The sequence below is a fragment of the Polynucleobacter sp. AP-Kolm-20A-A1 genome (genome assembly GCF_018688315.1).
Taxonomy (GTDB): domain Bacteria; phylum Pseudomonadota; class Gammaproteobacteria; order Burkholderiales; family Burkholderiaceae; genus Polynucleobacter.
This window is the reverse complement of record NZ_CP061315.1, coordinates 819,050-841,535: the sequence shown is the minus strand read 5'-3', so window position 1 is coordinate 841,535 and position 22,486 is coordinate 819,050. Positions and strand designations below refer to the sequence as shown.

General features: G+C 46.9%; 25 protein-coding genes and 1 tRNA gene. 11 read left to right on the top strand and 15 right to left on the bottom strand.

Annotated elements, in window-relative coordinates:
- The first annotated feature begins 3 nt into the window (after positions 1-3).
- The 4 genes from C2745_RS04440 (at position 4) to C2745_RS04425 (ending at position 2,968) form a co-directional block, all read left to right on the top strand.
- Positions 4-783 (top strand): citryl-CoA lyase, encoded by a 780-nt coding sequence (locus C2745_RS04440; protein ID WP_215385359.1) that lies wholly within the window; start codon positions 4-6, stop codon positions 781-783.
- Positions 783-1,529: an SDR family NAD(P)-dependent oxidoreductase gene (locus tag C2745_RS04435; protein WP_251368404.1), complete on the top strand. Its 747-nt coding sequence runs from the start codon at positions 783-785 to the stop codon at positions 1,527-1,529. The genes C2745_RS04440 and C2745_RS04435 overlap by 1 nt, the downstream gene beginning before the upstream one ends.
- Positions 1,530-2,357, top strand: a complete 828-nt coding sequence (locus tag C2745_RS04430; RefSeq protein ID WP_215385357.1) for an SDR family NAD(P)-dependent oxidoreductase — start codon at positions 1,530-1,532, stop codon at positions 2,355-2,357. It begins immediately after the preceding gene.
- Positions 2,358-2,419: 62 nt separating this feature from the next.
- Positions 2,420-2,968, top strand: a complete 549-nt coding sequence (locus tag C2745_RS04425; protein WP_215385355.1) for a hypothetical protein — start codon at positions 2,420-2,422, stop codon at positions 2,966-2,968.
- Positions 2,969-3,029: 61 nt separating this feature from the next.
- Here C2745_RS04425 and C2745_RS04420 read toward each other — a convergent pair whose 3' ends face one another.
- From C2745_RS04420 to cysS, 8 genes are all read right to left on the bottom strand, one after another.
- A complete protein-coding gene (locus C2745_RS04420; protein ID WP_215385353.1) occupies positions 3,030-4,001 on the bottom strand; it encodes a tripartite tricarboxylate transporter substrate binding protein in 972 nt (323 codons plus the stop codon).
- An 18-nt stretch (positions 4,002-4,019) separates the two neighbouring features.
- On the bottom strand, positions 4,020-4,805 hold the full coding sequence (locus tag C2745_RS04415; RefSeq protein ID WP_215385351.1) for a substrate-binding domain-containing protein: 786 nt from the start codon (positions 4,803-4,805) through the stop codon (positions 4,020-4,022).
- A 133-nt stretch (positions 4,806-4,938) separates the two neighbouring features.
- Positions 4,939-5,033: transfer RNA gene (locus C2745_RS04410), tRNA-Ser, on the bottom strand.
- Positions 5,034-5,113: 80 nt separating this feature from the next.
- Positions 5,114-6,364, bottom strand: a complete 1,251-nt coding sequence (locus C2745_RS04405) for an aspartate kinase (RefSeq protein ID WP_215385349.1) — start codon at positions 6,362-6,364, stop codon at positions 5,114-5,116.
- A gap of 61 nt (positions 6,365-6,425) precedes the next feature.
- A complete protein-coding gene (gene tilS / locus C2745_RS04400) occupies positions 6,426-7,739 on the bottom strand; it encodes a tRNA lysidine(34) synthetase TilS (RefSeq protein ID WP_215385347.1) in 1,314 nt (437 codons plus the stop codon).
- Positions 7,705-8,676: an acetyl-CoA carboxylase carboxyltransferase subunit alpha gene (locus tag C2745_RS04395; protein ID WP_215385345.1), complete on the bottom strand. Its 972-nt coding sequence runs from the start codon at positions 8,674-8,676 to the stop codon at positions 7,705-7,707. The genes tilS and C2745_RS04395 overlap by 35 nt, the downstream gene beginning before the upstream one ends.
- 9 nt (positions 8,677-8,685) lie before the next feature.
- Entirely contained in the window at positions 8,686-9,366 is a 681-nt protein-coding gene (locus tag C2745_RS04390; protein ID WP_215385344.1) for a DNA-3-methyladenine glycosylase, read from the bottom strand.
- Positions 9,366-10,787 (bottom strand): cysteine--tRNA ligase, encoded by a 1,422-nt coding sequence (cysS, locus tag C2745_RS04385; RefSeq protein WP_215385342.1) that lies wholly within the window; start codon positions 10,785-10,787, stop codon positions 9,366-9,368. Before cysS ends, C2745_RS04390 begins: the two co-directional genes overlap by 1 nt.
- A gap of 87 nt (positions 10,788-10,874) precedes the next feature.
- Between cysS and C2745_RS04380 the strand changes: the two genes are divergently transcribed.
- From C2745_RS04380 to C2745_RS04370, 3 genes are read left to right on the top strand one after another with little or no spacing between them, the layout of a single operon-like run.
- The gene (locus C2745_RS04380; protein ID WP_215385340.1) at positions 10,875-11,684 is read left to right on the top strand and encodes a M48 family metallopeptidase; all 810 of its coding nucleotides are present in this window, start codon (positions 10,875-10,877) and stop codon (positions 11,682-11,684) included.
- Positions 11,684-12,187: a peptidylprolyl isomerase gene (locus C2745_RS04375; protein ID WP_215385338.1), complete on the top strand. Its 504-nt coding sequence runs from the start codon at positions 11,684-11,686 to the stop codon at positions 12,185-12,187. The genes C2745_RS04380 and C2745_RS04375 overlap by 1 nt, the downstream gene beginning before the upstream one ends.
- Positions 12,184-12,966, top strand: coding sequence for a UDP-2,3-diacylglucosamine diphosphatase (locus C2745_RS04370; RefSeq protein ID WP_215385336.1), 783 nt, complete (start codon positions 12,184-12,186; stop codon positions 12,964-12,966). The genes C2745_RS04375 and C2745_RS04370 overlap by 4 nt, the downstream gene beginning before the upstream one ends.
- A gap of 18 nt (positions 12,967-12,984) precedes the next feature.
- Here C2745_RS04370 and C2745_RS04365 read toward each other — a convergent pair whose 3' ends face one another.
- Entirely contained in the window at positions 12,985-13,776 is a 792-nt protein-coding gene (locus C2745_RS04365; protein WP_215385334.1) for an inositol monophosphatase family protein, read from the bottom strand.
- A 140-nt stretch (positions 13,777-13,916) separates the two neighbouring features.
- On the opposite strand from C2745_RS04365, the gene C2745_RS04360 reads away from it, so the two are divergent.
- Complete coding sequence (locus C2745_RS04360; protein WP_215385333.1) at positions 13,917-14,675, top strand: RNA methyltransferase; 759 nt, start codon at positions 13,917-13,919, stop codon at positions 14,673-14,675.
- Positions 14,676-14,698: 23 nt separating this feature from the next.
- On the top strand, positions 14,699-15,457 hold the full coding sequence (gene cysE, locus C2745_RS04355) for a serine O-acetyltransferase (protein WP_215385331.1): 759 nt from the start codon (positions 14,699-14,701) through the stop codon (positions 15,455-15,457).
- A gap of 4 nt (positions 15,458-15,461) precedes the next feature.
- On the opposite strand, the gene C2745_RS04350 is transcribed toward cysE, so the two are convergent.
- Positions 15,462-16,088: a peptidylprolyl isomerase gene (locus C2745_RS04350; protein WP_215385329.1), complete on the bottom strand. Its 627-nt coding sequence runs from the start codon at positions 16,086-16,088 to the stop codon at positions 15,462-15,464.
- A gap of 53 nt (positions 16,089-16,141) precedes the next feature.
- Between C2745_RS04350 and C2745_RS04345 the strand changes: the two genes are divergently transcribed.
- Positions 16,142-17,374: a cupin domain-containing protein gene (locus C2745_RS04345; protein ID WP_215385327.1), complete on the top strand. Its 1,233-nt coding sequence runs from the start codon at positions 16,142-16,144 to the stop codon at positions 17,372-17,374.
- A 110-nt stretch (positions 17,375-17,484) separates the two neighbouring features.
- Positions 17,485-17,658, top strand: a complete 174-nt coding sequence (locus C2745_RS04340; protein ID WP_215385326.1) for a hypothetical protein — start codon at positions 17,485-17,487, stop codon at positions 17,656-17,658.
- 81 nt (positions 17,659-17,739) lie between these two features.
- Here the strand turns inward: C2745_RS04340 and bamC are convergent, their stop codons facing one another.
- The 5 genes from bamC to C2745_RS04315 all read right to left on the bottom strand — a co-directional run bounded on the left by bamC (position 17,740) and on the right by C2745_RS04315 (position 22,485).
- Complete coding sequence (gene bamC, locus C2745_RS04335) at positions 17,740-18,888, bottom strand: outer membrane protein assembly factor BamC (protein WP_251368403.1); 1,149 nt, start codon at positions 18,886-18,888, stop codon at positions 17,740-17,742.
- Entirely contained in the window at positions 18,885-19,757 is an 873-nt protein-coding gene (gene dapA / locus C2745_RS04330) for a 4-hydroxy-tetrahydrodipicolinate synthase (RefSeq protein ID WP_215385611.1), read from the bottom strand. Before dapA ends, bamC begins: the two co-directional genes overlap by 4 nt.
- 77 nt (positions 19,758-19,834) lie before the next feature.
- Positions 19,835-20,437, bottom strand: a complete 603-nt coding sequence (locus tag C2745_RS04325) for a class I SAM-dependent methyltransferase (protein ID WP_371742997.1) — start codon at positions 20,435-20,437, stop codon at positions 19,835-19,837.
- Positions 20,409-21,611, bottom strand: a complete 1,203-nt coding sequence (locus tag C2745_RS04320; RefSeq protein WP_215385322.1) for a tryptophan--tRNA ligase — start codon at positions 21,609-21,611, stop codon at positions 20,409-20,411. Before C2745_RS04320 ends, C2745_RS04325 begins: the two co-directional genes overlap by 29 nt.
- Before the next feature lie 25 nt (positions 21,612-21,636).
- A complete protein-coding gene (locus C2745_RS04315) occupies positions 21,637-22,485 on the bottom strand; it encodes a 3',5'-nucleoside bisphosphate phosphatase (protein ID WP_215385320.1) in 849 nt (282 codons plus the stop codon).
- Position 22,486 lies beyond the last annotated feature (1 nt).

Genomic DNA, 22,486 nt, shown 5'->3' with positions numbered 1-22,486 from the left:
AAAATGACCGATAAAAAAACTCCTATCACTGGACTCTGTACACACACCCTCACTAGTCTGCATTACCGTGATGCAGATTTAGTAGAAGATCTGATGGGTAAAAAAACGTTTACCGAAGTAATGCTGATGCAGATTCTTGGTAGAGAGCCTCGTGGTGTTGATATTCGCATTACGGATGTTGTATTAATTGTGCTGATGGAGCATGGCTTAACGCCCAGCGCCATTGCAACCCGCCTGATCTATATGAGCGCCCCCGAGAATCTACAAGGCGCGGTGTCAGCAGGCTTGCTTGCTGTTGGCAGTTCATTTATTGGCACGATGGAAAACTGCTCCGCGCTACTTGATCGCATCATTGCAGCCAAAGATCAATACGCAGAAGCACTCTCGATTGCCCAACACTACAAGAGCATTAAGGCGGCGGTTCCAGGCTTTGGTCATCACCTCCATAAGCCAGTAGATCCGCGTGCTTACAAGTTATTAGATATGGGCCGCGCTGAAAAAGAACTCAAAGGCGACCATATCCGAGCGCTGGAGACTCTATCTAAAGCAGTGGATGAGGTTGCTGGCCGCCCTATCACCATCAACGCCACAGGTGCTGTAGCAGCACTTTTGGGCGAAATTGGGATTCCAACAGCTGTGATGCGTGGCTTTGCGGTCATTTCCAGATCCGCCGGCTTGGTTGCACACATTGTTGAAGAGCAACAAAGCCCTTCCGGAAGATTTATTTGGGATACCGTTGAGCATGCCATTCCGTTTGTTGACGGCGCCAATAAGATTGGCTAATGATGAGTAACCAGAACAACTCAATTACCAAGGAAGCGGTTCTAGTTACCGGCGGTAGCCGTGGGATTGGACGCGCTATTGTTGAGCGTCTAATGGCCGATGGTATGCATGTCATTAACTTTGATAGAGTGCCGCCTTTAGCGGTTGCTGCTGATGAAAGCTATTTTCAAGTCGACGTGTCCGAGGAAAAAGGCTTACGCTCCGCGCTTGCTGATACCGTTGCTAAATTTAATATCACACGCTTAGTCAATAACGCCGGCATTGTTCGTCCTGCCAATATTGATAAAACGACCACCGAAGATCTTCACGCGGTGATGAGTGTCAATATTGCGGCGGCCATTATTTGTGTACAAGCCCTACTACCCACCATGCGGTCCGCTCATTTTGGTCGCATTGTGAATATCGCTAGTCGTGCAGCCTTAGGCAAGGAAGAACGCATTGTTTATGCCACTACTAAAGCGGGCTTACTTGGATTAACCAGAACCCTTGCACTGGAATTGGCTTCAGATGGCATTACCGTAAATGCTATTGGCCCAGGCCCTATTGCTACTGAATTATTTCAGAGCGCCAACCCTCCAGGCGCCCCTGCTACTCAACGCATTTTAGATAGCGTACCTCTTGGCCGTATTGGACAACCCGAGGAAGTGGCTCATCTAGTTGCCTCCTTGCTCGATAGTCGGGCTGGCTTTACTACTGGTCAAGTAGTTTATGTTTGCGGTGGCATGACAGTAGGCTTAAGTCAGTAAATGAACTTAACTCCACCACCACCAGGATTGCCAACAGACCTTACTGGTCGCGTGATATTTGTTTCTGGTGGCGGATCAGCCGGACCTGGCTGGAGTATTGGCAGAGCCTCTTGCGTGACCTACGCCCGTTTAGGCGCCAAGGTTTGCGTAGTCGATAGAGATGCCACCTCCGCAGAAGAAACCACTAAGATCATTCACGATGAAGGTGGCATTGCCCATACTTTTATTGGCGATGTTTCTGAAGAAGAGGATGTCAAACGACTCTTTAGTGAAGCGCGTAAACATTTTGGCCCAATCGATGTTCTGCACCACAATGTTGGCATTGGTAAAGTTGGTGGCCCAATGGAAACCAGTGCAGACGATTTTGATCGCATTCACAAAGTCAATGTGCGTAGCTTATTGTTAGCAGCACAAGAAGTCTTGCCTGAAATGGTTGCACGTGGCAAAGGCAACATCATTGCCATTTCTTCGGTGGCTGGGATGCGATATTTGGGATACCCCCATCTTGCCTATAGCGTCACCAAAGCCGCTAATACACAATTTATTCGCATGATTGCCCAACAATACGCAGACAAAGGCATTCGGGCCAATACCATTGTCCCCGGCCTTATTGATACCCCTCGTATTGCCCATACGGTAGCCAAGATGTTCGCTGAAAACGACCTGGACGAGGCTCGTGCAGCGCGCGATCGACAGGTACCCCTAGGACGCTCAGGATCAGCCTGGGATATCGCCTATGCCTGCGCCTTCCTGGTCTCCGATGCTGCCGCTTATGTCACCGGAACAGAGCTGGTTGTAGATGGCGGCCTTACCGGCAAATACGTCTAAGCATTAAAAGCAGGCTCCCAAGCAAGGGATAGTATGATTTGGTGATTCTTTAGGAGTTTTATATGCAACGAATCATCTGTCGAATTGCTCTATTGTTAGCGGTAAGCGTTAGCCTAATCGCATGTAATCACAACGACAAAAAAATTAGCGGCTGGGAAATCAATGATGTGTATCACTCAACTATCATTACTCCGAACGCCATCACAGGCAGCAAAACCTTTCAAGGCCCTCCAATCAACACCATGGATGAAGCCAATACTTATGAAATGTTTGGCTTAAAGGCAGAACAATCAAAGCAAGGTGTTAAGTCTTATGAACTCGTTGCCCAGTTAACGTATTTTTCACAATGGCGTTATTACGATTCAGCATCCCAAGAAGGATCCCCTGCCAATGCATTTAAAGTGATAGGCAGAGAAGCTGGCGCCTGCGGTGAGAGAGGTTGCATCTTTAGAGAAGTGCTTTCTATTTCCCTACCAGAGGCATTTTTAAAAGATCGTCAGAGTAAAGGTTTTATTGTTACCATCTCTTCTAAGTCAGGAATCAAGACTGAGCTGTATGTACCACCTCAATATATTCAGGGCTATATGCAGGCTGTAAACGGCTCTAAGTAAGCCAGTTGCTTCAATAAATAAGCCACCCAAGGGTGGCTTATTTCATTTGGGGCTCTGAATATTAGTCTTCAGAAATATTCTTTTCCTTAATGATCTTGGCCCAAGTGGCAGATTCTTTTTGCATAAACTTCGCCAACTCTTCTCTGCTCATCGGTGCGGGGCTAAAGTTGTGTTCACCCAATGCAGCAATCACCTCTTTATCTTTTAAAGTTTTCACCAAGGCTTTATTCCAGCCATCTAAGATGGGGACTGGCGTTTTGCCTGGAGCCATAAAGGAATACCAATTGGTGGAATCAAATCCTGGGTAACCAGATTCCGCAATCGTTGGTACCTTAGGATAAAAAGGTGAACGTTTTGCACTCGTTACTGCCAGCGGAATTAATTTACCTTCTTTAATGAATGGGCCTGCTGTAGATGGTGAGGCATAGAACGAAGATACCCTACCTGCCAATAGATCAATCATTGCAGGGTTGCCGCCCTTGTATGGGACATGCACAACATCAATACCAGCAACGTTATTAAAGAGCTCGCCCTGCAAGTGTGATGCAGCACCATTACCCGTGGAGGCAAAAGTTAATTTACCTGGCTCTTTTTTTGCAAGGGCAACATACTCTTTTAAATTCTTAACACCCAAAGAAGTTGGTACCACCAAAATATTAGGGAACATCAAGCCCATGGTGAGTGGCGCTAAATCCTTAAATGGATCATAGGAAACCTTCATCATGTGTGGCGCAATTGTTAATGGGCCAATAGATCCAAGCAAGATCATCGATCCATCAAGAGGCCCATTAGCCACTGCAGCGTGTGCAATGTTACCGCCTGCGCCTGGCTTGTTATCCACAACTACCGCTTGGCCAATGTTCTCTCCAAGTTTTTTAGCAATCACACGGGCAGCGGTATCAGCCGATCCACCAGCCGCAAAACCAACCACCATGGTGACGGTTTTTTTCGGAGGAAATTCTTGAGCATGCAGAATGCTTGGCAAAATGAATAGGAGTAATGCCGATTGAAATAATTTCTTGAGCTTAAACATACATTCTTTCTGATTAAATTACCAAGGCAAGACAGGCAGTATAGGCTTGAGGCCTGCCTTCTGAATGGATGGAGCGGCTTTAGGGGACGCTAAAAATGCGATTAAATCCCTTGAGGCATTCAGGTTAGCAACATTGTTGGTGATTCCAGCTGAAAACAGCACTGTCTTTTGAGCTTCAGGTGGAAGCTCGCCAATAAAGTCAACGCCAGGAATGGGAAGTAGCTCACTAACTTGCTGAAAGCCTAGATCAGCATCACCCCTAGCCACTACTGAAGCAACGCGTTCGCTATAAATCTTTCTCGCAGTTTTATCCATTTGCTCAGAGATACCCATTTTTGGGAATAACTCTGTTGATAAATACACGCCGCTAGCACTTGCTGAATACGCAACTGATTTTGCATTGAGTAAGGCGGATTTCAGTCCGGCCATGGTACTGATATCAGGTTTAGGCGCTCCGGCCTTTACTACCGCACCCATCACTGAGGCAACCAAGTCAACACGTGTACCTGGTTGCACTGCTCCACTCTTGATAAATCCATCTAAAGCTGGCGATGCCAAAATGAGCACATCAAACTTTTCATCTCTGGCCAATCTTGATGGAATTGAATCCGGTGCTGCGCCCATCGATGAGCCATAAGAAATGATGACTTTATTAGGCGATTGCTTCTCATACTCAGGCACCAAGGTTTTAAGTGCTTCCGCAAATGCACCAGAGGTAATCACTTGAATATCAGCAGCTAAAGTATTGCCCGCAAGAAAAAGGCCAACAACGAGAGCGAGGATGTTTTTGATTACGAGGGTCATGGCGATAACTTTACCCCAACCATATATCGGCTGCTTATCTGCTGATACAGATTGAGATGTCTGCGGATGAGACTAGCCCTAAAAACAAAAAACCCAGCAATTCATCGAATTATCTGGGTTTATTTGAAAGTACTGGCGGAGACGAGAGGATTCGAACCTCCGATCAGAGTTTTAGCCCCGATGCTCCCTTAGCAGGGGAGTGCCTTCGACCAGCTCGGCCACGTCTCCGTACTTTCTTACTACCTTTTTACTGCTATTGCGCCCAACAGTTTAACGGATAACCGCTTCTGAGGGGTTTTATTGCCCTTTTACTTATGGTCTAGCTCAAATGCCTTATGCAAGGCACGGACAGCCAATTCCATGTATTTCTCATCAATCACTACAGAAATCTTGATTTCACTAGTAGAGATCATGAGGATGTTGATACCCTCTTCTGACAATGTACGGAACATTTTGCTAGCGATGCCAACGTGGGAACGCATACCTACGCCAACCACTGAAACCTTAGATACCTTTGGATCGCCAGAGATTTCTTTTGCTTCAATGTGCGCTTGAACAGTATTTTTCAAAATGTCCAAGGCCTTTTGGTAGTCGGCGCGTGGCACTGTAAATGTAAAGTCGGTCTTACCTTCTACAGATTGATTCTGAATAATGATGTCCACATCAATATTGGCATCCGCAATCGGACCCAAAATTTGATAGGCAATACCTGGACGATCAGGAACTCCAAGAACGGTAATCTTCGCTTCATCACGCGCAAAGGCGATGCCGGAAATAACTGCGGCTTCCATAGTGCTGTCCTCTTCAAATGTAATCAAGGTGCCCGAGCTCATCTCATCAGCAAGGGGCATCAATGGGTCTGTCAAGGAAGACAGAACCCGGGTTTTAACTTTGTACTTACCAGCAAACTCAACAGAACGAATTTGCAATACTTTTGATCCAAGACTGGCCATTTCCAGCATCTCTTCAAAGGTAATCTTGTCTAAACGACGTGCATCTTCGCAAACGCGTGGGTCGGTCGTGTAAACACCGTCAACGTCGGTATAGATCAAGCACTCGTCCGCTTTTAGTGCAGCAGCCATTGCTACCGCAGAAGTATCAGAACCGCCGCGACCTAGTGTGGTGATGTTGCCATTAGGATCAACACCTTGGAAACCCGTTACCACTACAGCGCGACCAGCATTTAAATCAGCCAAGATCTTTTTGTCATCAATGCTTTTAATACGTGCTTTAGTAAATGCGGAGTCTGTATGAACGGTAACTTGCCAACCTGCGTAGCTAACCGCATCAATACCTTCGCGCATTAATGCAAGCGCCAACAAACCAGAACTGACTTGTTCGCCGGTAGAAGCGATTTGGTCCAACTCACGTGGATTAGCTTCTGGATTAATTTCTTTTGCCAAGCCAAGCAGGCGATTAGTTTCACCCGACATTGCAGAGGGAACTACGACCACTTGGTGGCCTGCACGCATCCATTTAGCAACGCGTTTGGCAACATTGGCAATGCGCTCTACTGAGCCCATTGAGGTGCCACCATATTTATGAACGATAAGAGCCATAAAAACCGTCTATTTAACTATCTGTGACAGGGAAATTGCTCCCTGAGGATCTAAAAAGGGCTTATTTTACAGGGTTTTGTAGCCATTCCGGCGCTACCCGCTTGCCAGCGGTTTTTAGGTGCGGGTAACTTACCCCAATACCCGCTACAGCGATCAAATCGCCGTTGATATATAGCAATGGTGCTTGGCGCTGCCATGGCGGCACATCAGCCTCCTGAAAGAGGTTTTTGAGTGTTCTACGAGGGCTATTGGGCTTAATTTGAATCTTTTCCGAACCGGCCCTGGCTTTGCTGGTAATTAAGCCATTTTCGAGCGCTTCTTTGACCCAGCTCGCGGCAAGCCCAGGCTTTTTGCTGGCGCTTGGTACAGGTTTAAACACCCACTGACCAGCGCTACCTTGATCGGACTTTGAAATCTGCAACAGCCCTCTCCATAGACGAATAACGCAATCATCGTGCACCCATTGCAACTCAGCGCTGGCTTTTGCTTGGCTTAGGTCTCGCCACCATGCTTGTAGGCGCTCTTTCGAAGGCATGACAAGTTGATGCGATTGGAGCCAATAGCGTAGAAGATTATTGGCAGCTGGTAAATCTTGATTAGCTAAAGCCAATAGAGGCGCAACCTTAAGCTGATCTTTACTGAGAATGGCTTTTCCATCCTGCGCTGCCAAGCGATTCAATAGAGTTTGCGCTTCACCTAACAAGCCTGCGCTTCGCGCAAGATTTGCTAAAGCTTCTGGTTGAATCTTTTCCAGCTTGGGAATGACTTGCTTACGAATCGCATTGCGGCGATATTTCTCACTCTGATTGCTAGGGTCTTCAATCCATTTGAGCTTGTGCTCTTTTGCATAAGCCTCAAGCTCTAACTTGCTTTGCTCAAGCAGTGGACGCCATAAGGTAATATTTTTACCGTTATGCTCAAGTGCCCTACTGGTCGGCATACCAGACAGGCCCGCAACACCAGAGCCACGCAGCAGTTGTAGTAGCACGGTTTCGGCCTGGTCATTTTGATGATGCGCTAATAGCAGGTCTTCAATGCCATACTCTTCGCAAAGATCGGCCAACGCTTCATAGCGTCCCACTCTTGCTCTTGCCTCGACATTACCCTTCTCGCTTGGGTCGGCTAAATGGAGAAGACGAAAATCAAAATGAATCTTATATTTTTTACAAAGCTTCTCACAAAAGATAAGCCATTCATCTGCCTGCTTTTGCAAGCCATGATGAATATGAAAAGCGTAAATTTCAGTATTGTTTTTTTGGGCTTGCGCTTTGCAAACCGTATCAAGCAAAACAACCGAATCAAGGCCGCCACTCAAGGCGACCGCAATTCGTTTTGCCGACTTAGGACTTGGCTGTGATTTCCTTGAACTTGCCATAGCTCATCAAACGCTCATGACGACGTTCGAGTAATGCATCTACTTTCATGCCATCAAAGGTTTTTAGGGATTCAGCAAGTGCTTTACGCATATTGCTCATCATGCTTTCGTAATCACGATGGGCGCCGCCAATCGGTTCTGCCACGATCTTGTCAATCAAGCCCAGCGCTTTGAGGCGTTGCGCGGTTAAACCCAACTGCTCTGCAGCTTCAGAAGCCTTATCTGCAGTCTTCCAAAGGATGGATGCACAACCTTCTGGGGAGATCACGGAGTATGTTGAGTTTTGCAACATCAACACAACGTCACCCATAGCTATTGCTAAGGCACCACCAGAACCACCCTCACCAATAATGGTGGCGATGATTGGAACTTCTAATTCTGCTTGTACGTAAAGATTGCGCCCAATCGCCTCAGACTGATTGCGCTCTTCTGCATCGATACCTGGAAATGCGCCAGGTGTATCAACGAATGTAAATACTGGAATGCCAAACTTTTCTGCAAGGCGCATTAAGCGCATCGCTTTACGATAACCTTCTGGGCGACTCATGCCGAAGTTGCGTAATGCACGCTCTTTGGTATCGCGGCCCTTTTGATGACCAATCACCATACAAGGTTGACTGTCAAAACGGGCTAGCCCACCAATGATGGATTGATCGTCTGCAAAAGTGCGATCGCCATGGAGTTCATGAAAATCCGTAAACAAAGCACTTACATAATCTAATGTGTAAGGTCTTTGTGGATGACGTGCTACTTGGGACACCTGCCAAGGCGTTAAGTTTGCGTAGACGTCTTTTGTTAACTGCAGACTCTTTTCGGAAAGCGTCTTGAGCTCATCGGAAATATCTACCGATGACTCGTCTTGCACAAAACGCAGCTCTTCGATCTTTGTTTCTAATTCGGCGATTTGCTGCTCAAAATCCAGGAAAGTCGTTTTCATAGTCTGATTTTAATATTCAACCGGGATTGGGTCGATACTTCTCCACATATACCAGGTGGCAACCGTACGCCAAGGGGCCCAATTTGCTGCCACCTCACGGGCCTCATGACGGCTCACAGGCTCTCCGCTGAAGTAATTGAGAGAAATAGCCTTAATTAGACCAACATCGTCCAGCGGGAGGATATTAGGGCGAACCATATTAAAAATGAGGAACATTTCAGCCGTCCAGCGGCCAATTCCCCGAATTGAGCTCAATTCCTTGATAACACTCTCATCATCCATATCTTTCCACTGATTGGCGTGTAATCGACCTGAATCAAAATGATCAGCTAAATCGCGGATATATTCCACCTTACGACCTGACAATCCAGCGGCACGTAATTCTTCCACTGTCAGCGCTAGGATGTTCTTAGGGGTGACTTTCTTTTTGCTAGCAGCAACTACTCTGTTCCAAACAGATTGCGCAGCCGCTACTGAAATCTGCTGTCCCACAATCGCTCTTGCCAAAGTGTTAAATGGATCTCCGCGTGTTACCAAAAAACCCGATCCATATTTAGGAATGAGTTTTTTAAGAATGCGGTCTTGCTTCATCAATTCTTTACAAGCCTGCTCCCAATATTCCGGGGCGACTTCTTCAAGGATTGATTCAGATTTTTCTGTTTTTACTGATTTGTCTTTTACTACAGTCATTAAGCCCTACGCCATTCTGTTATGCCGCCTGGTTTATCTTCCAATACCACCCCTTGATCAAGAAGTGACTTACGAATGGCGTCAGCCTTAGCAAAATCTTTTGCTTGCTTAGCAGCCACACGTGCAGCGATGTGTTCTTCTATTTGTTCGTTACTAATGCCGTCCTGACCTTTTGAGCCCGCTTGTAAAAATGCTGTTGGGTCTCTTTGTAGGAAATTCAGCGCCACTCCCAAAGACTTCAAGTTGCTTGCCAACGCTTGCTTTTCTTCGCCTTGCGCACGGTTGACTTCGCTTGCCAAATCAAACAGGACAGCAATTGCCTCAGGGGTATTGAAATCATCATTCATGGCATCGGCAAAGCGCTTAGCCCATGGGTTATTTGGGTCTAGCTTCCCGGCTTGCGCATTTGGCGCTTGTGCCAAAGCCGTATAAAGCCTCGCTAAGCCTGAGCGCGCCTCTTCCAGCTGGGCATCGCTGTAATTAATAGGGCTACGGTAATGCGCTTTGAGCATAAAGAAGCGCAGCACTTCCGGATCAAAGCTTTTAAGTGCGTCACGAATTAAAAAGAAGTTTCCAAGAGACTTGGACATCTTCTCTTCATTCACGCGAATGTGTCCGTTATGCATCCAATAATTTACAAATGGAGCATCGTCATCTTTACGGTCTTGGCCATATAAGGCGCCTTCGCTTTGAGCAATTTCATTCTCATGATGCGGGAACTGTAAGTCAGCGCCGCCACCATGAATATCAAAATGCTCACCCAAGAGGTCGCAAGACATGGCTGAGCATTCGATATGCCAACCTGGACGGCCTTCGCCCCAAGGTGATTTCCAACGAGTATCTGTGGGCTCTTCTGGTTTAGCGCTCTTCCAGAGTACAAAGTCCAAGGGGTCACGCTTACCGCCAACGATAGCAACACGCTCACCGGCATTGAGCTCATCTAAGCTTTTGCCAGAGAGCTGACCATATCTTGGCAATAAACGAACGGCGAAGTTCACGTCGCCATCATCTGCTTGGTAAGCCAATTCGTTTTCAATGAGCTTGCCGATCATGCCTTGCATTTGAGTAATGTAATCAGTAGCGCGCGGCTCTTGATCTGGATGCATTAAACCTAACTCATCTGAATCAGCGTGCATGGCATCAATAAAGCGATTGGTTAATGCAGAAATCGGTTCGCCATTTTCAATTGCACGATTGATGATCTTGTCATCAATATCAGTGATATTGCGCACATAAATCACTTCATACCCACTAGCCCGCAACCATCGCACGACCATATCGAACACAATCATCACCCTGGCATGGCCGATATGGCAAAAGTCGTAAACCGTCATGCCGCATACATACATCTTTACCTTGCCCGGTTCGATGGGCTTAAAGACCTGTTTTGAGCGACTAAGGGTGTTATAGATTTGCAGCATAGGGCTATAAAGGTGGGGCAAGTAGCGCCAATTTGTTAGACTGAGCGCTGAGTATATCGAATGAGCCAGTTTTATACCCCTGCCCCTATGCCTGTAACCCTCCCAGCACCACGCCCAAACCTTTTTAAGCTTTCCCTAGCTACCTTTGCTATTTCCTTAGTAATGGGCTGCAGCACGACTGCGCAGCAGGTGGCAGACGCTGAAATTAAGGCCGTCAACAGCCAGGAACTCAAATGTGGGCCAAATTCTCCCTATCTAGGCTCTGGCAACCCGGGTGATGCACAAAAACTGACCACGGATGTGCCGTATAACCCTTCGAATCCAGAGCTATCTGAAACCGTTGCCTTACCGTTTCTATCCTTTCTCATTATTGAGCCCGACCCGGTCACCAAAAACGCCGTTCCGTCAGATGTTGAAAAGCTTGTTAAGGCACGCAAATTTCCAGAGGCCATTGAGCTGATAGATGCACACCTCAAGAAGACACCAAAGAATGTTCAGCTACGATTCTTGAGAGCTCGTTTACAAATTGAGATGAAAGAATACGGTCAAGCCAAGAAAACTTTGATCGTGATTACTCAGCAATTTCCTGAACTACCAGAGCCCTATAACAATCTTGCTGCTATCGCCGCCAATGAAGGCAAATGGATAGAGGCGCGTGATTATTTAGAGCTCGCCTTAAAACTACGCCCTAGCTACGCTGTTGCCTCTGCCAATTTAGGTGAAGTCTATGTTCGCCTTGGTGCGCAGGCTTATGAGGACGCATCTAAGTCGGCCCAACTGAATCAACGCCAGTATTCCAATAAGGCAAAAGCCTTAATGAGTCTCATCAAGACGCCTTCCAAAGATATCCCAACAAATACTCCATCCACTAACCTTCCAGAAAGTAGATCTCAATAATGTCTAAAGTACTTCTTAAAACCAATCATGGTGATATCACCTTAACTCTTGATGCTGCCAAGGCACCAAAGAGCGTTGCCAACTTTTTGCAATACGTCAAAAGTGGTCACTACGATGGCACGATCTTTCATCGTGTAATTAATAACTTCATGATTCAAGGCGGCGGCATGACTGCTGGCATGAAACAAAAGCCAACAGGCGATGAAATTGAAAACGAAGCAACTAACGGCTTAAAAAATGATCGTTACACAGTGGCAATGGCGCGCACTAGCGACCCCCACTCAGCAACAGCGCAATTCTTCATCAACGTGAATGACAATGACTTCTTAAACCATACCGCTCCAAATGCTCAAGGCTGGGGTTACGCCGTATTTGGCAAAGTGACTGATGGCATGGATGTTGTTGATGCAATTCGCAAAGTAAAAACTGGTAGCGCTGGCTTTCATCAAGACGTACCTGCAGAAGATGTTGTGATTGAGAAGGCCACTGTTCTCGAGGAATGATTCCGAAGCACTCGAGCGCCCTGCTCATATCCGATATACACCTGACGCCGTCAATGCCCTTGACGGCGCAGCGTTTTTTCGACTTCTGCGAAAAAGAGGCGCCCAAAGCTGAAGCGGTATTTATTCTGGGTGACTTATTTGAATATTGGGTAGGCGATGACGCCGCAGCACACTCACCTTTTCAACAAGAGGTTAAAAGTGCAATTGCCAATTTATCCACTAAAACCAAAACGTATTACATGCATGGCAATCGTGACTTTTTAATCGGTCACGCCTTCTTGAAGAAGACCGGCATGACTTTATTGCCAGATCCTTCAGCAGTTGAAATTGCCGGCGAGAAATATGTTCTAAGTCACGGTGACGCACTGTGCAGCGCAGACGTGGGATATCAAATCTTTCGCGGCTGGGTCAGAAAATCTTGGATCCAAAAGTTATTCTTACGCCTACCGGTAACTTGGCGTCGCAACGTAGCCCAACATCTTAGAAGCAATAGTCATGTGCAATATCAACGCACCAAACAAAGTGCTGGCGCCCACATGAAGACCAATGTCACTACTGAGGCCTGCGCAGCATCTCTGCGAGATATGGATGGCCAAAAATTGATTCATGGACACACTCACTTACCAGCCCATCACCAAGAATCATCAAAGGGACAGGAATGGCAACGCTGGGTTTTATCAGACTGGGACTTAGACCACCCAGATGCGGTGTTACCGAGAGCTAGCGCACTAGCCATTGATCAGAACGGCGTACGCTATCTCGATTTAATTAAGGCCTAAGAGGCCTTAATAGCTGCTTTACTTAGCGTTTGAGTACTTAGAAAGACATTGCACCATCTGTGCATAGATGCGTGGATTAGCAGCCATCACTTCACCACTCTTCAGAAATCCTTCTTCGCCGCGATAGTTACCGATTAAGCCGCCTGCCTCAGTAATCAACAGAGCGCCTGCCGCCATATCCCACGGCTTTAAATCGCTTTCAAAAAATCCATCGTAACGACCTGCTGCTACGTACGCTAAATCTAATGAAGCGGCGCCTGGACGGCGAAGGCCCGCACACTGACGCGACATCTCCGCAAAAATCTTTAAGTATTTTTCTAGGTCTTGATCTTCGCGGTATGGAAAACCTGTACCAATCAACGCATTCGCTAAACGATCTTGTGTAGCGACACGTAAGCGACGACGATCCAAGTAAGCACCTGATCCACGAGTAGCAGTGAATAACTCATCGCGCGTTGGATCGTAGACAACTGCTTGTTGGGTTACACCATTGACAGCAAGCGCAATGGATACGGCATATTGTGGAAAGCCGTGAATGAAGTTTGTTGTGCCATCTAATGGATCGATAATCCAAACATTTTCTGCATCAACATTGTGTTCGCCAGTTTCTTCGGCCAGGAATCCATGGGTTGGATATGCCTCGCTGAGCGTCTCAATAATGGCTGCTTCCGCAGCTTTGTCCACCTCGGTTACGAAATCATTGTGTTGCTTGCGATCAACCTGTAAGCGCTCCAAATTTAAGGAAGCGCGATTGATCACGGTACCAGCACGACGGGCGGCCTTTACGGCCACATTTAACATGGGATGCATAGATTAGATGGACAAATTAAATAAGAACAAGGCTTTAATATTGCCAAGCATTACTGCAAACTGCATGACAATATGAAGCTAACAGGTTGATTCTAAACGATTAGCCCATTTACCCCCTAACCCGACCCTTGAATGCGCTCATGAATTCCGAGAAATCCCAATTACTTCGCTGGGTATTGGTGGAAACCAGTCATCCCGGTAATGTGGGCTCTGCCGCAAGAGCCCTTAAAACTATGGGCTTTGGCGATTTACGACTCATTAATCCAAAGATCAAAGGGGTTGCGCAAGAACCTGAGGCAATTGCCCTAGCAAGCGGGGCTGCTGATATTTTGGAGTCTTCCCAAGAAACCGACTCCCTTGCCTCAGCAGTTGAGGGATGCTCCTTGGTGCTGGGCTTAACTAGTCGCGATCGTGAGTTTGGGCCTCCCGCCCTCGATTGGCCAACAGCGCGAGACATGATTGGGGAAGTTATTCAAGGCAATGGCAAGGTTGCCCTACTTTTTGGCCCTGAGCGTACCGGTCTAGATAATGAACATTTGGCTTTATGCACCCATCGAGTCTGGCTAGACGCCAATCCAGCCTATCCATCTCTAAACCTTGCTCAGGCCCTCATGGTATGCGCTTATACCCTCAGAGAGGCCTTAAAAGCCGATTCTGAGGGGAAAAATGCTGGTTTATTGGTCAATAGAGAGGAAATGGCCGATTTTGCCGATCCAGCTGCCATTGCTGCCATGCTGGAACACTGGCGCGAAGGCCTTGAGGCCATCGGCTACTTAGACCCATCTCATCCCAAGAAACTGATGCCACGCCTACAGGCATTGTTTGCCAGAACTCGCCTGCATAAAGAAGAGATTGATCTATTGCGAGGCATTGCAAAACAGATGCTCCAGAAAAAATAAGCACTCCCCGTTAAAATCAACCAATGTCAAATTCACTATTCGATCAAGTCGACTCCATCATTGCTAGAGACCCCGCTGCGAGAAATCGTCTAGAGGTCATCACCTGCTATCAAGGTCTGCATGCTGTTTGGTTACATCGCATCTCCCACTTTCTGTGGAACATTGGTCTGAAATGGTTTGCTCGCTTGCTATCGATGTTCTCTCGCTTTATTACTGGGATTGAAATTCATCCGGGTGCAAAAATTGGTCGTCGCGTATTTTTAGATCACGGCTTAGGCATTGTGATTGGCGAAACAACTGAAATCGGTGATGACTGCACCATCTACCAAGGCGTTACCTTGGGTGGTACATCACTTTATAAGGGTGTTAAGCGTCACCCTACTCTCGGTAAAGGCGTAGTCGTTAGTGCAGGCGCTAAAGTATTAGGCGGCTTTACGGTCGGCGACGGTGCTCGCGTTGGCTCTAATGCAGTTGTCTTAAAAGAAATCCCAGCGGGTGCTACAGCGGTAGGTATTCCTGCGCGCATTCTTCATCCAGATTTACCTCAGGGTGCCGACATTAAAGCCAAAGAATATTTTCAGGCTTACGGCGTTACACCCAATGTGGATGACCCAGTCTCTATGGCTCTTAAGGGTTTGATTGATGCAACGATTGAACAAGAAGCCAAGATTGCTGCACTAGAAAATGCACTAGCTAAGCTGAGCAACACACCAAAAGATGCTGCCGGTCCTAGCGATACGAAGCGTGATCTTGATGCCATTAAAGAATGGCTCAAAGAGTAAAGAATTAATGCAGCGTGCGTGGGTTTGAATTACCAGAACCTAAGGCGCCACCAGGAAATTCATCTTCCTCGTCATCGTCGCTATCTTCGCTGTCATCTTCATTTGGCATACCAAAAGTAAAGCTCTCGCCACCTTCAGGGTGACGGTTTTCTATTTCAGCTTCAGTAGCAGCGCGCACATCCTCTACTTGCACCCAAAAACGCAGTGCCATACCAGCTAAAGGGTGGTTGCCGTCCAATACAACTTGGTTATCAGCAACATCAGTCACGGTGTAGATCAAAGGCTCATCATCAGCATCAATATCAATATCGACACTTGCATCAGATCCTTCTTCAGCATCAGGCACGCCCTCAAATTGCATCCCTACTTCAAGCGGCTCAGGAAAACGAACGCGTGGTTCAATCTTCAGAAGCTCGGGATCGTACTCGCCAAAAGCCTCATTAGGCTCCAATTGAATAGTGGCCTCGTAGCCAATATCCTGACCCTCTAACAATGTCTCAATTTTTGGGAAAGTACCCTCATAACCACCGTGCAGGTATACCATCGGAGAATCAGGTTCCTCGATGAGATTATTTTGCGCATCGGTTAACTTATAGCGCAGGGATACGATGGTATTTTTTTCAATCTTCATGCTAAATCTGTCGGACATTCGTTTTTAATTAATTTTTAACTAGCTTTTACTTTATGACCTCATTTTACTTGAGCAAGCCCTATCAACCTCCTAGGGCCCCCAAAAACCTGCCTCTGAATGTGCCTTGGGCCCTATTTGGTGGAATTAGCCCAGACCAGTTTATGAAACAGTACTGGCATAAAAAGCCTTTATTGGTTCGCGGCGCAATTCCTGCTTTTGTCCTGAGCTCGCAACAGGGGGAGTCATTAGCAAGCCCTATTTCCCCACAAGAACTTGCTGCCTTTGCCCAAGATGAAATGGTGGAGTCTCGCCTGGTGAAATCTAAGCCCTGGAGTTTTGATACGGGTCCGTTTTCTAAAAAGGCGATTCCCGCCATTGAGAAAGCAAACTGGACTTTATTACTTCAAGGCATGGAAGCGCATCACCCTGCTGCCGCACATATTCTGTCTTGGTTCCGATTTATTCCAGATGCGCGCCTAGATGACTTAATGATTAGCATCGCTGGCATTGGCGGCGGTGTCGGACCCCACTTTGATTCATACGATGTTTTCTTGATTCAGATGTCCGGTAGAAGGCAATGGAAAATTTCTGAGCAAAAAGATTTAAGCCTTAGCCCTAATCTTCCTTTAAAAATCCTGAAAAACTTCAAGCCCGAAAAGGATTGGGTACTCGAACCTGGTGACATGCTCTACTTACCGCCGCATGTAGCCCATGATGGCATTGCATTAGATTCAGGCTGTCAAACCTGGTCTGTTGGATTTAGATCTCCTAGCTTTAAAGAATTACTGCAAGAAGGACTTTGGCGTCTTGCAGAATCTCTCGAAGATATTCCAGGTCTAGAGAATAAGTTTGCCGATCCAAAGCAAGGCGCTACAGAACGCGCCGAGCAATTGCCTAACGAACTCATTAAGCAAATTGAACTCAAATTAAAGGAGCTCAAGCTTAATCAGGTAGACCAATTTTTACCTGGGATTACAGCCTATTTATCCGAGCCTAAACAACAGGCTTTCTTTGACGGCCCAAGTGCGCCACTCAATCCCAAGGCTTTTGCTAAGAGACTTGCTAGCCACGAACTCGTTTGCAGCCCTCAGACTCGTGTTCTGAGCCTGCGAAAACAGGTCTTTTGCAACGGGGAAAACATGACCCAACACCAGACCCCTGAAATCGTGCGTGCCTGGCAAACACTTTCCGCGAATAAGTCCCTAAAGACCCAAAAACTGGGAAATATCAATGCCAGCAGTCTTTATGAGGCCTATTTGGCCGGCTGGTTGATTTTTGAGGGGTAAATAAAGACGTGGCTATAATAAATACTGGAAATTACCTAGGGATTATCCCTTGGAATTTTCGACACAATTACCGGTAATTGTTGTTAATTTTTTTAAAGAGGAAATTACAAATGAAGAAGTCACTCGTATTCGCTGCAATGTTAGCTATCGCTTTGGCCGCTTGCGGTAAAAAAGAAGAAGCAAAGCCAGTTGAGGCTCCTGCTGCTGCTCCAGCTCCTGCTGCTCCTGCTGCTGAAGCTCCTGCTGCTGCTCCAGCTGCTCCTGCTGCTGACGCTAAGAAGTAATCTTCTTCATGAAGAAAAAAAGCCGCTGAAAAGCGGCTTTTTTATTGCTTAAAAATCTTGTAGCTCTTGCCAAATAATTACTTAGCGAGAAAGCTGCTCCGTTAAGAGCGTCAAGAGCTGGACTCCAGCAGGTGTATTTTCAGGCTTACCATCGGCATCCTGCGCATATACACTCACAGAATTTTCACCAGTAGTCTTCAATACCACCTGATATTTTTTAGCCTTCAAGTTTGAATCGTCCTTGCTGCTAAACAGATTAGAGAAGAAGCCTTTGGAATCACCCACATCTTTTGCATTGACATAGCGAACGTAGTAAACGCCTGTTGAGCGATTGCGATCTTCAACTGTAAAGTTGGAGCGATCCAACGCCAAACCAACATCACGCCAAGAGCGATCAAAGCCAACGCTAAGCTCGATATGAGCTTGATTAGGTCCATCCTGAACAAACTTCGCCTTAGGTGTTTTTGGTCCCAAAGGAACCGCTACCATTGCCTTAGCTTGTTCTTGGGTCATGCCTAAGCGCTCCATCAAGCGCGCCAAGAAAGCGGCTTCGAGCTCAGGGTCGTTTGGACGTGGTGTCCAGATTGTGGAAAGACAAGCGCCAGTTGTATCAGTAACGCACTTCTCAATAGCGCCACGTTGTGTAATATAAATCTCTGTCTCACCAGGCTTGCTGACTTCTAAACGGGTTTTATATTTATCACGCTCGCCGGTGTCATAAATAGAATCAATTGCGCCGCCAATCGTAGAGCGAATCCAGTCTTGAGCAATTTTGGCGCGATTTTCTGCCCAGTCTGTTTCCATGATGCCGGTTGATGGAGAGTCAACCACCAACAAGAAACCATTTTCTTGCCAAAAATCTTTTACTTGTGGGTAAAGCTCTGGTGCTGGCTTCTCAACCACCAACCAACGACGCTCACCATCACGAGCAATACGCATTCCAGGAATGCCGCTCAGAACGTTGCTGCGCATTTGAGACGATTTCTTAACGGCCGCATTGTATTCAGACATTGTTGCTGTGCCGTCCTGAACAATATAACGACGATCCGCTTGCGCAGTAATTAGATCTGGTGGGTAAGCCAAATTTGGTCCGCGTACGGCACCAGCGCTCTTGTAATCCACTGTATCACTGCTAGTAACGGATTTGCACGCCGTTAGAACTACAGAGGCTATAAACACTAAAGCCAGAATCGATACATAACGACGGTACATCTGGAACAAATTCATCATATTAAGTTAGCCTGTTTTAATGCTGCCTTCAAAGGCTCTCGCAAAGAACTGCTCAAAGGGGTTAGTGGCAAACGAATGCCGGAAGTAATCTTGCCCATCTCATGCAGGGCCCACTTCACTGGAATTGGGTTGGCTTCAGTAAACATCGCTTTGTGAACAGCAATCAATTGATACTGAATCTCACGTGTTCTTTTAACGTCATCAGACATTGCGGCCACGCAGAGCTCATGCATTAAGCGTGGTGCTACGTTAGCGGTGACAGAAATATTGCCCTTGCCGCCCATCAACATCAACATCGCTGCAGTTAAATCGTCGCCAGAAAATACTGAGAAATCGCTATGGCCTGCACGCTTGAGGTCATTGATCAACAAAGTGCCACGCTCCAAGCTTCCTGTAGCGTCCTTAATGCCAATGATTCCAGGGACACCAGCAAGGCGAACCACGGTATCGCCAGCCATGTCGGCAACTGTTCTACCTGGCACGTTATACAAAATCACCGGCAGATCTACTGACTCAGCGATCTTCTTAAAGTGGGCATACATACCCTCTTGGGTCGGCTTGTTGTAATAAGGAACTACTTGCAAGCTTGCATCAGCGCCAACACTTTTTGCATACTTAGTTAATTCAATTGCTTCTTGTGTTGAGTTACCGCCGGTACCAGCAATTACAGGAATGCGTCCGGCAATCTGCTCAACTGTTACACGAATAAGTTCGCAGTGTTCTTCAACAGAAACTGTTGGGGACTCGCCGCTCGTTCCAACGATCACAATGCCGTCGGTACCTTCTGCAACATGCCAATCCAATAAAGAACGCAAACTAGCGTAATCCAAGCTACCGTCTTCCAACATTGGAGTTACGATCGCAGGCATGCTGCCAGCGATTGGTTTTTTGCTGCCTTGAGATTGAGCTGTATTTGTCACCGAATTTATACCGATTTTTAGCTGTATTAAGCTTGAAATTGTAACGGAATGCGCTCTTTTAGCCCGCCTTTTACGGCGCAAAGGCGCTGAACCATGGCTGGTTTGGGCTGGTCCACGTAAATATCTTCATAAGCCACCACTTTGAGCCCATGAAGGGCTGAAAAAGCAAGCAATTCCCCTGGATTTAAGAGGAAATTAGGGTTCGATGGCTTCCCAAAATCGCCATTTCCCTGGGCAAAGGTTTCATAGATCAAGACCCCTCCTTTTTGCAGCATTTTTGGCAATTGATCGAGGTGGGGACGATAGAGGTAATTGGTCACCACTATGCCAGCCACCTCCAGGTCATTTAGGGGCCAAACTTCGAGCTCAAGATCTAGGGCTTTAGCTGTAATCGATGGATTTTGTAACGAGCTGACATTCGATACATCCTGATCAACAGCCAAGACGCTATGGCCAAGGTCTGCCAATAAGAGTGAATGGCGACCAGATCCGCATGCAAGATCCAATACTGCGCCATCCTTGGGAATTAAGGGGGCAAAACGCCGTACCCAAGATGATGGGTTGAGAGTTGCCTCGTGCAGCGTAGTCAAACTTGCAACCTTAATCGTATGCAAGACCCATTGACTCACGGACCTCACGCATGGTTTCTTGGGCAACCTTGCGCGCCTTATCGCAACCATCAGCAATGATGGAACGCAATAAGCTCGGATCATCCAAATACTTTTGGGCGCGCTCAAACATCGGCTGCTGTTCTGCAAGGATGGCATCAATCACAGGCTGCTTGCATTCCAAACAACCAATGCCAGCAGATTTACAGCCCTTGTCTACCCATTGTTTAGTTTCTTCATTGGAGTAAACCGTGTGCAATTGCCATACAGGACAACGTGCAGGATCGCCCGCATCTGTTCTACGAACACGTGCAGGGTCAGTTGGCATGGTGCGAATCTTCTTAATCACATCTTCAGGATTTTCGCGAATGCTAATCGTATTGCCATAGGACTTAGACATCTTCTGACCATCAATGCCTGGCATGCGTGATGCTGTTGTGAGTAATGCTTGAGGTTCTGGCAGAATAATTTTGCGTGCACCCTCTAAGAATCCAAAGAGTCTTTCGCGATCAGCCATCGATAAACTTTGCGCTTCTTGCAATAAAGCCTTGGCTTGCTCAAGAGCTTCGTCGTCACCACGCTCTTGAAAGGCAACACGTAACTCTGCATACATCTTGGCGCGTTTACTACCCAATTTCTTCACCGCTTCTAACGCCTTTTCTTCAAAGCCTGGCTCACGTCCATATAGATAGTTAAAGCGGCGTGCAACTTCACGCGTCATCTCTACGTGCGGCACTTGGTCTTCCCCTACCGGCACATGCTGCGCGCGATAAATCAAAATATCCGCAGCCTGCAGCAATGGATAACCTAAAAAGCCATAGGTTTGAAGGTCTTTTTCTTTGAGCTTCTCAATCTGATCTTTATAAGTCGGAACACGCTCGAGCCAGCCCAATGGGGTTCCCATGGATAGCAATAAAAAGAGCTCGGCATGCTCAGGAACCTTGCTTTGAATAAACAAAGTGGCTTGGTTTGGATCTACACCAGTAGCCAACCAATCAATCACCATATCCCAAACAGATTGCTCGATCACATCTGGTGTTTCGTAGTGCGTAGTTAAAGCGTGCCAATCAGCGACAAAAAAGAAACATGGATACTCGGACTGCAGACGTACCCAATTCTTTAAAACCCCATGGTAATGGCCAAGGTGCAAGTTACCCGTAGGTCGCATGCCAGAGAGAACACGTTCAGCAAACATCTTTAGTCTTTATCGTCGTTATGAATTAATGAAATGCCGACCACACTGGTGTGAGGTGGTCAGGCAAATGCGGCAAATTTCCAAGGTCAATATGGCTTTCATTGGGATCGTGAAAATCCGATCCACGAGAAGCTAAAAATCCATATTGCTGGGCTATCTTGCCATAAGTTTGGTACTGATGAGGGCTATGGCTACCGGTGATCACCTCAATAGCCAATCCACCGATATCTTTAAAATGCTTAAAGAGTTCATCCATCTGCATAGCGTTGAGCTTATAGCGTCCAGGGTGGGCAATGACTGCAACGCCGCCAGCCGCTTTAATCCAAGCCACTGCGTCATCCAAAGTGGCCCACTGGTGCGGTACATAACCTGGCTTATCTTCAATCAGATAATTTTTAAATACGTGTTCTGTATCTTTGCAAACACCCTGCTCCACTAAAAAGCGGGCAAAGTGCGTTCTCGAAATTAACTCATGATTACCCGCAAAATGCAGAGCGCCTTCATAAGCGCCAGGTATCCCTGCTTTGAGTAATTGCTCGGCCATAAGTTTGGCGCGATTACCGCGACCATCACGAGTACGACGCAAGCCTTCAATAATTCCAAGGTGCTCGGCATCAATACCTAAGCCAACGATGTGAATGGTTTGCCCCATCCAGGTTACGGAGATTTCTACACCAGCTAGGTAGTCAATCTTTAAAGCGCTCGCCGCTTCACGCGCACGTTGTTGACCGCCGAGCTCATCATGATCTGTCAGCGCCCACAAATGAACGCCATTGGCCTTAGCTCTTTCCGCCAACTCTTCAGGCGTCAGCGTGCCGTCAGAAATCACTGAGTGGCAATGCAAATCGGCATTAAGGGGTGAAAAGCTGCTCATG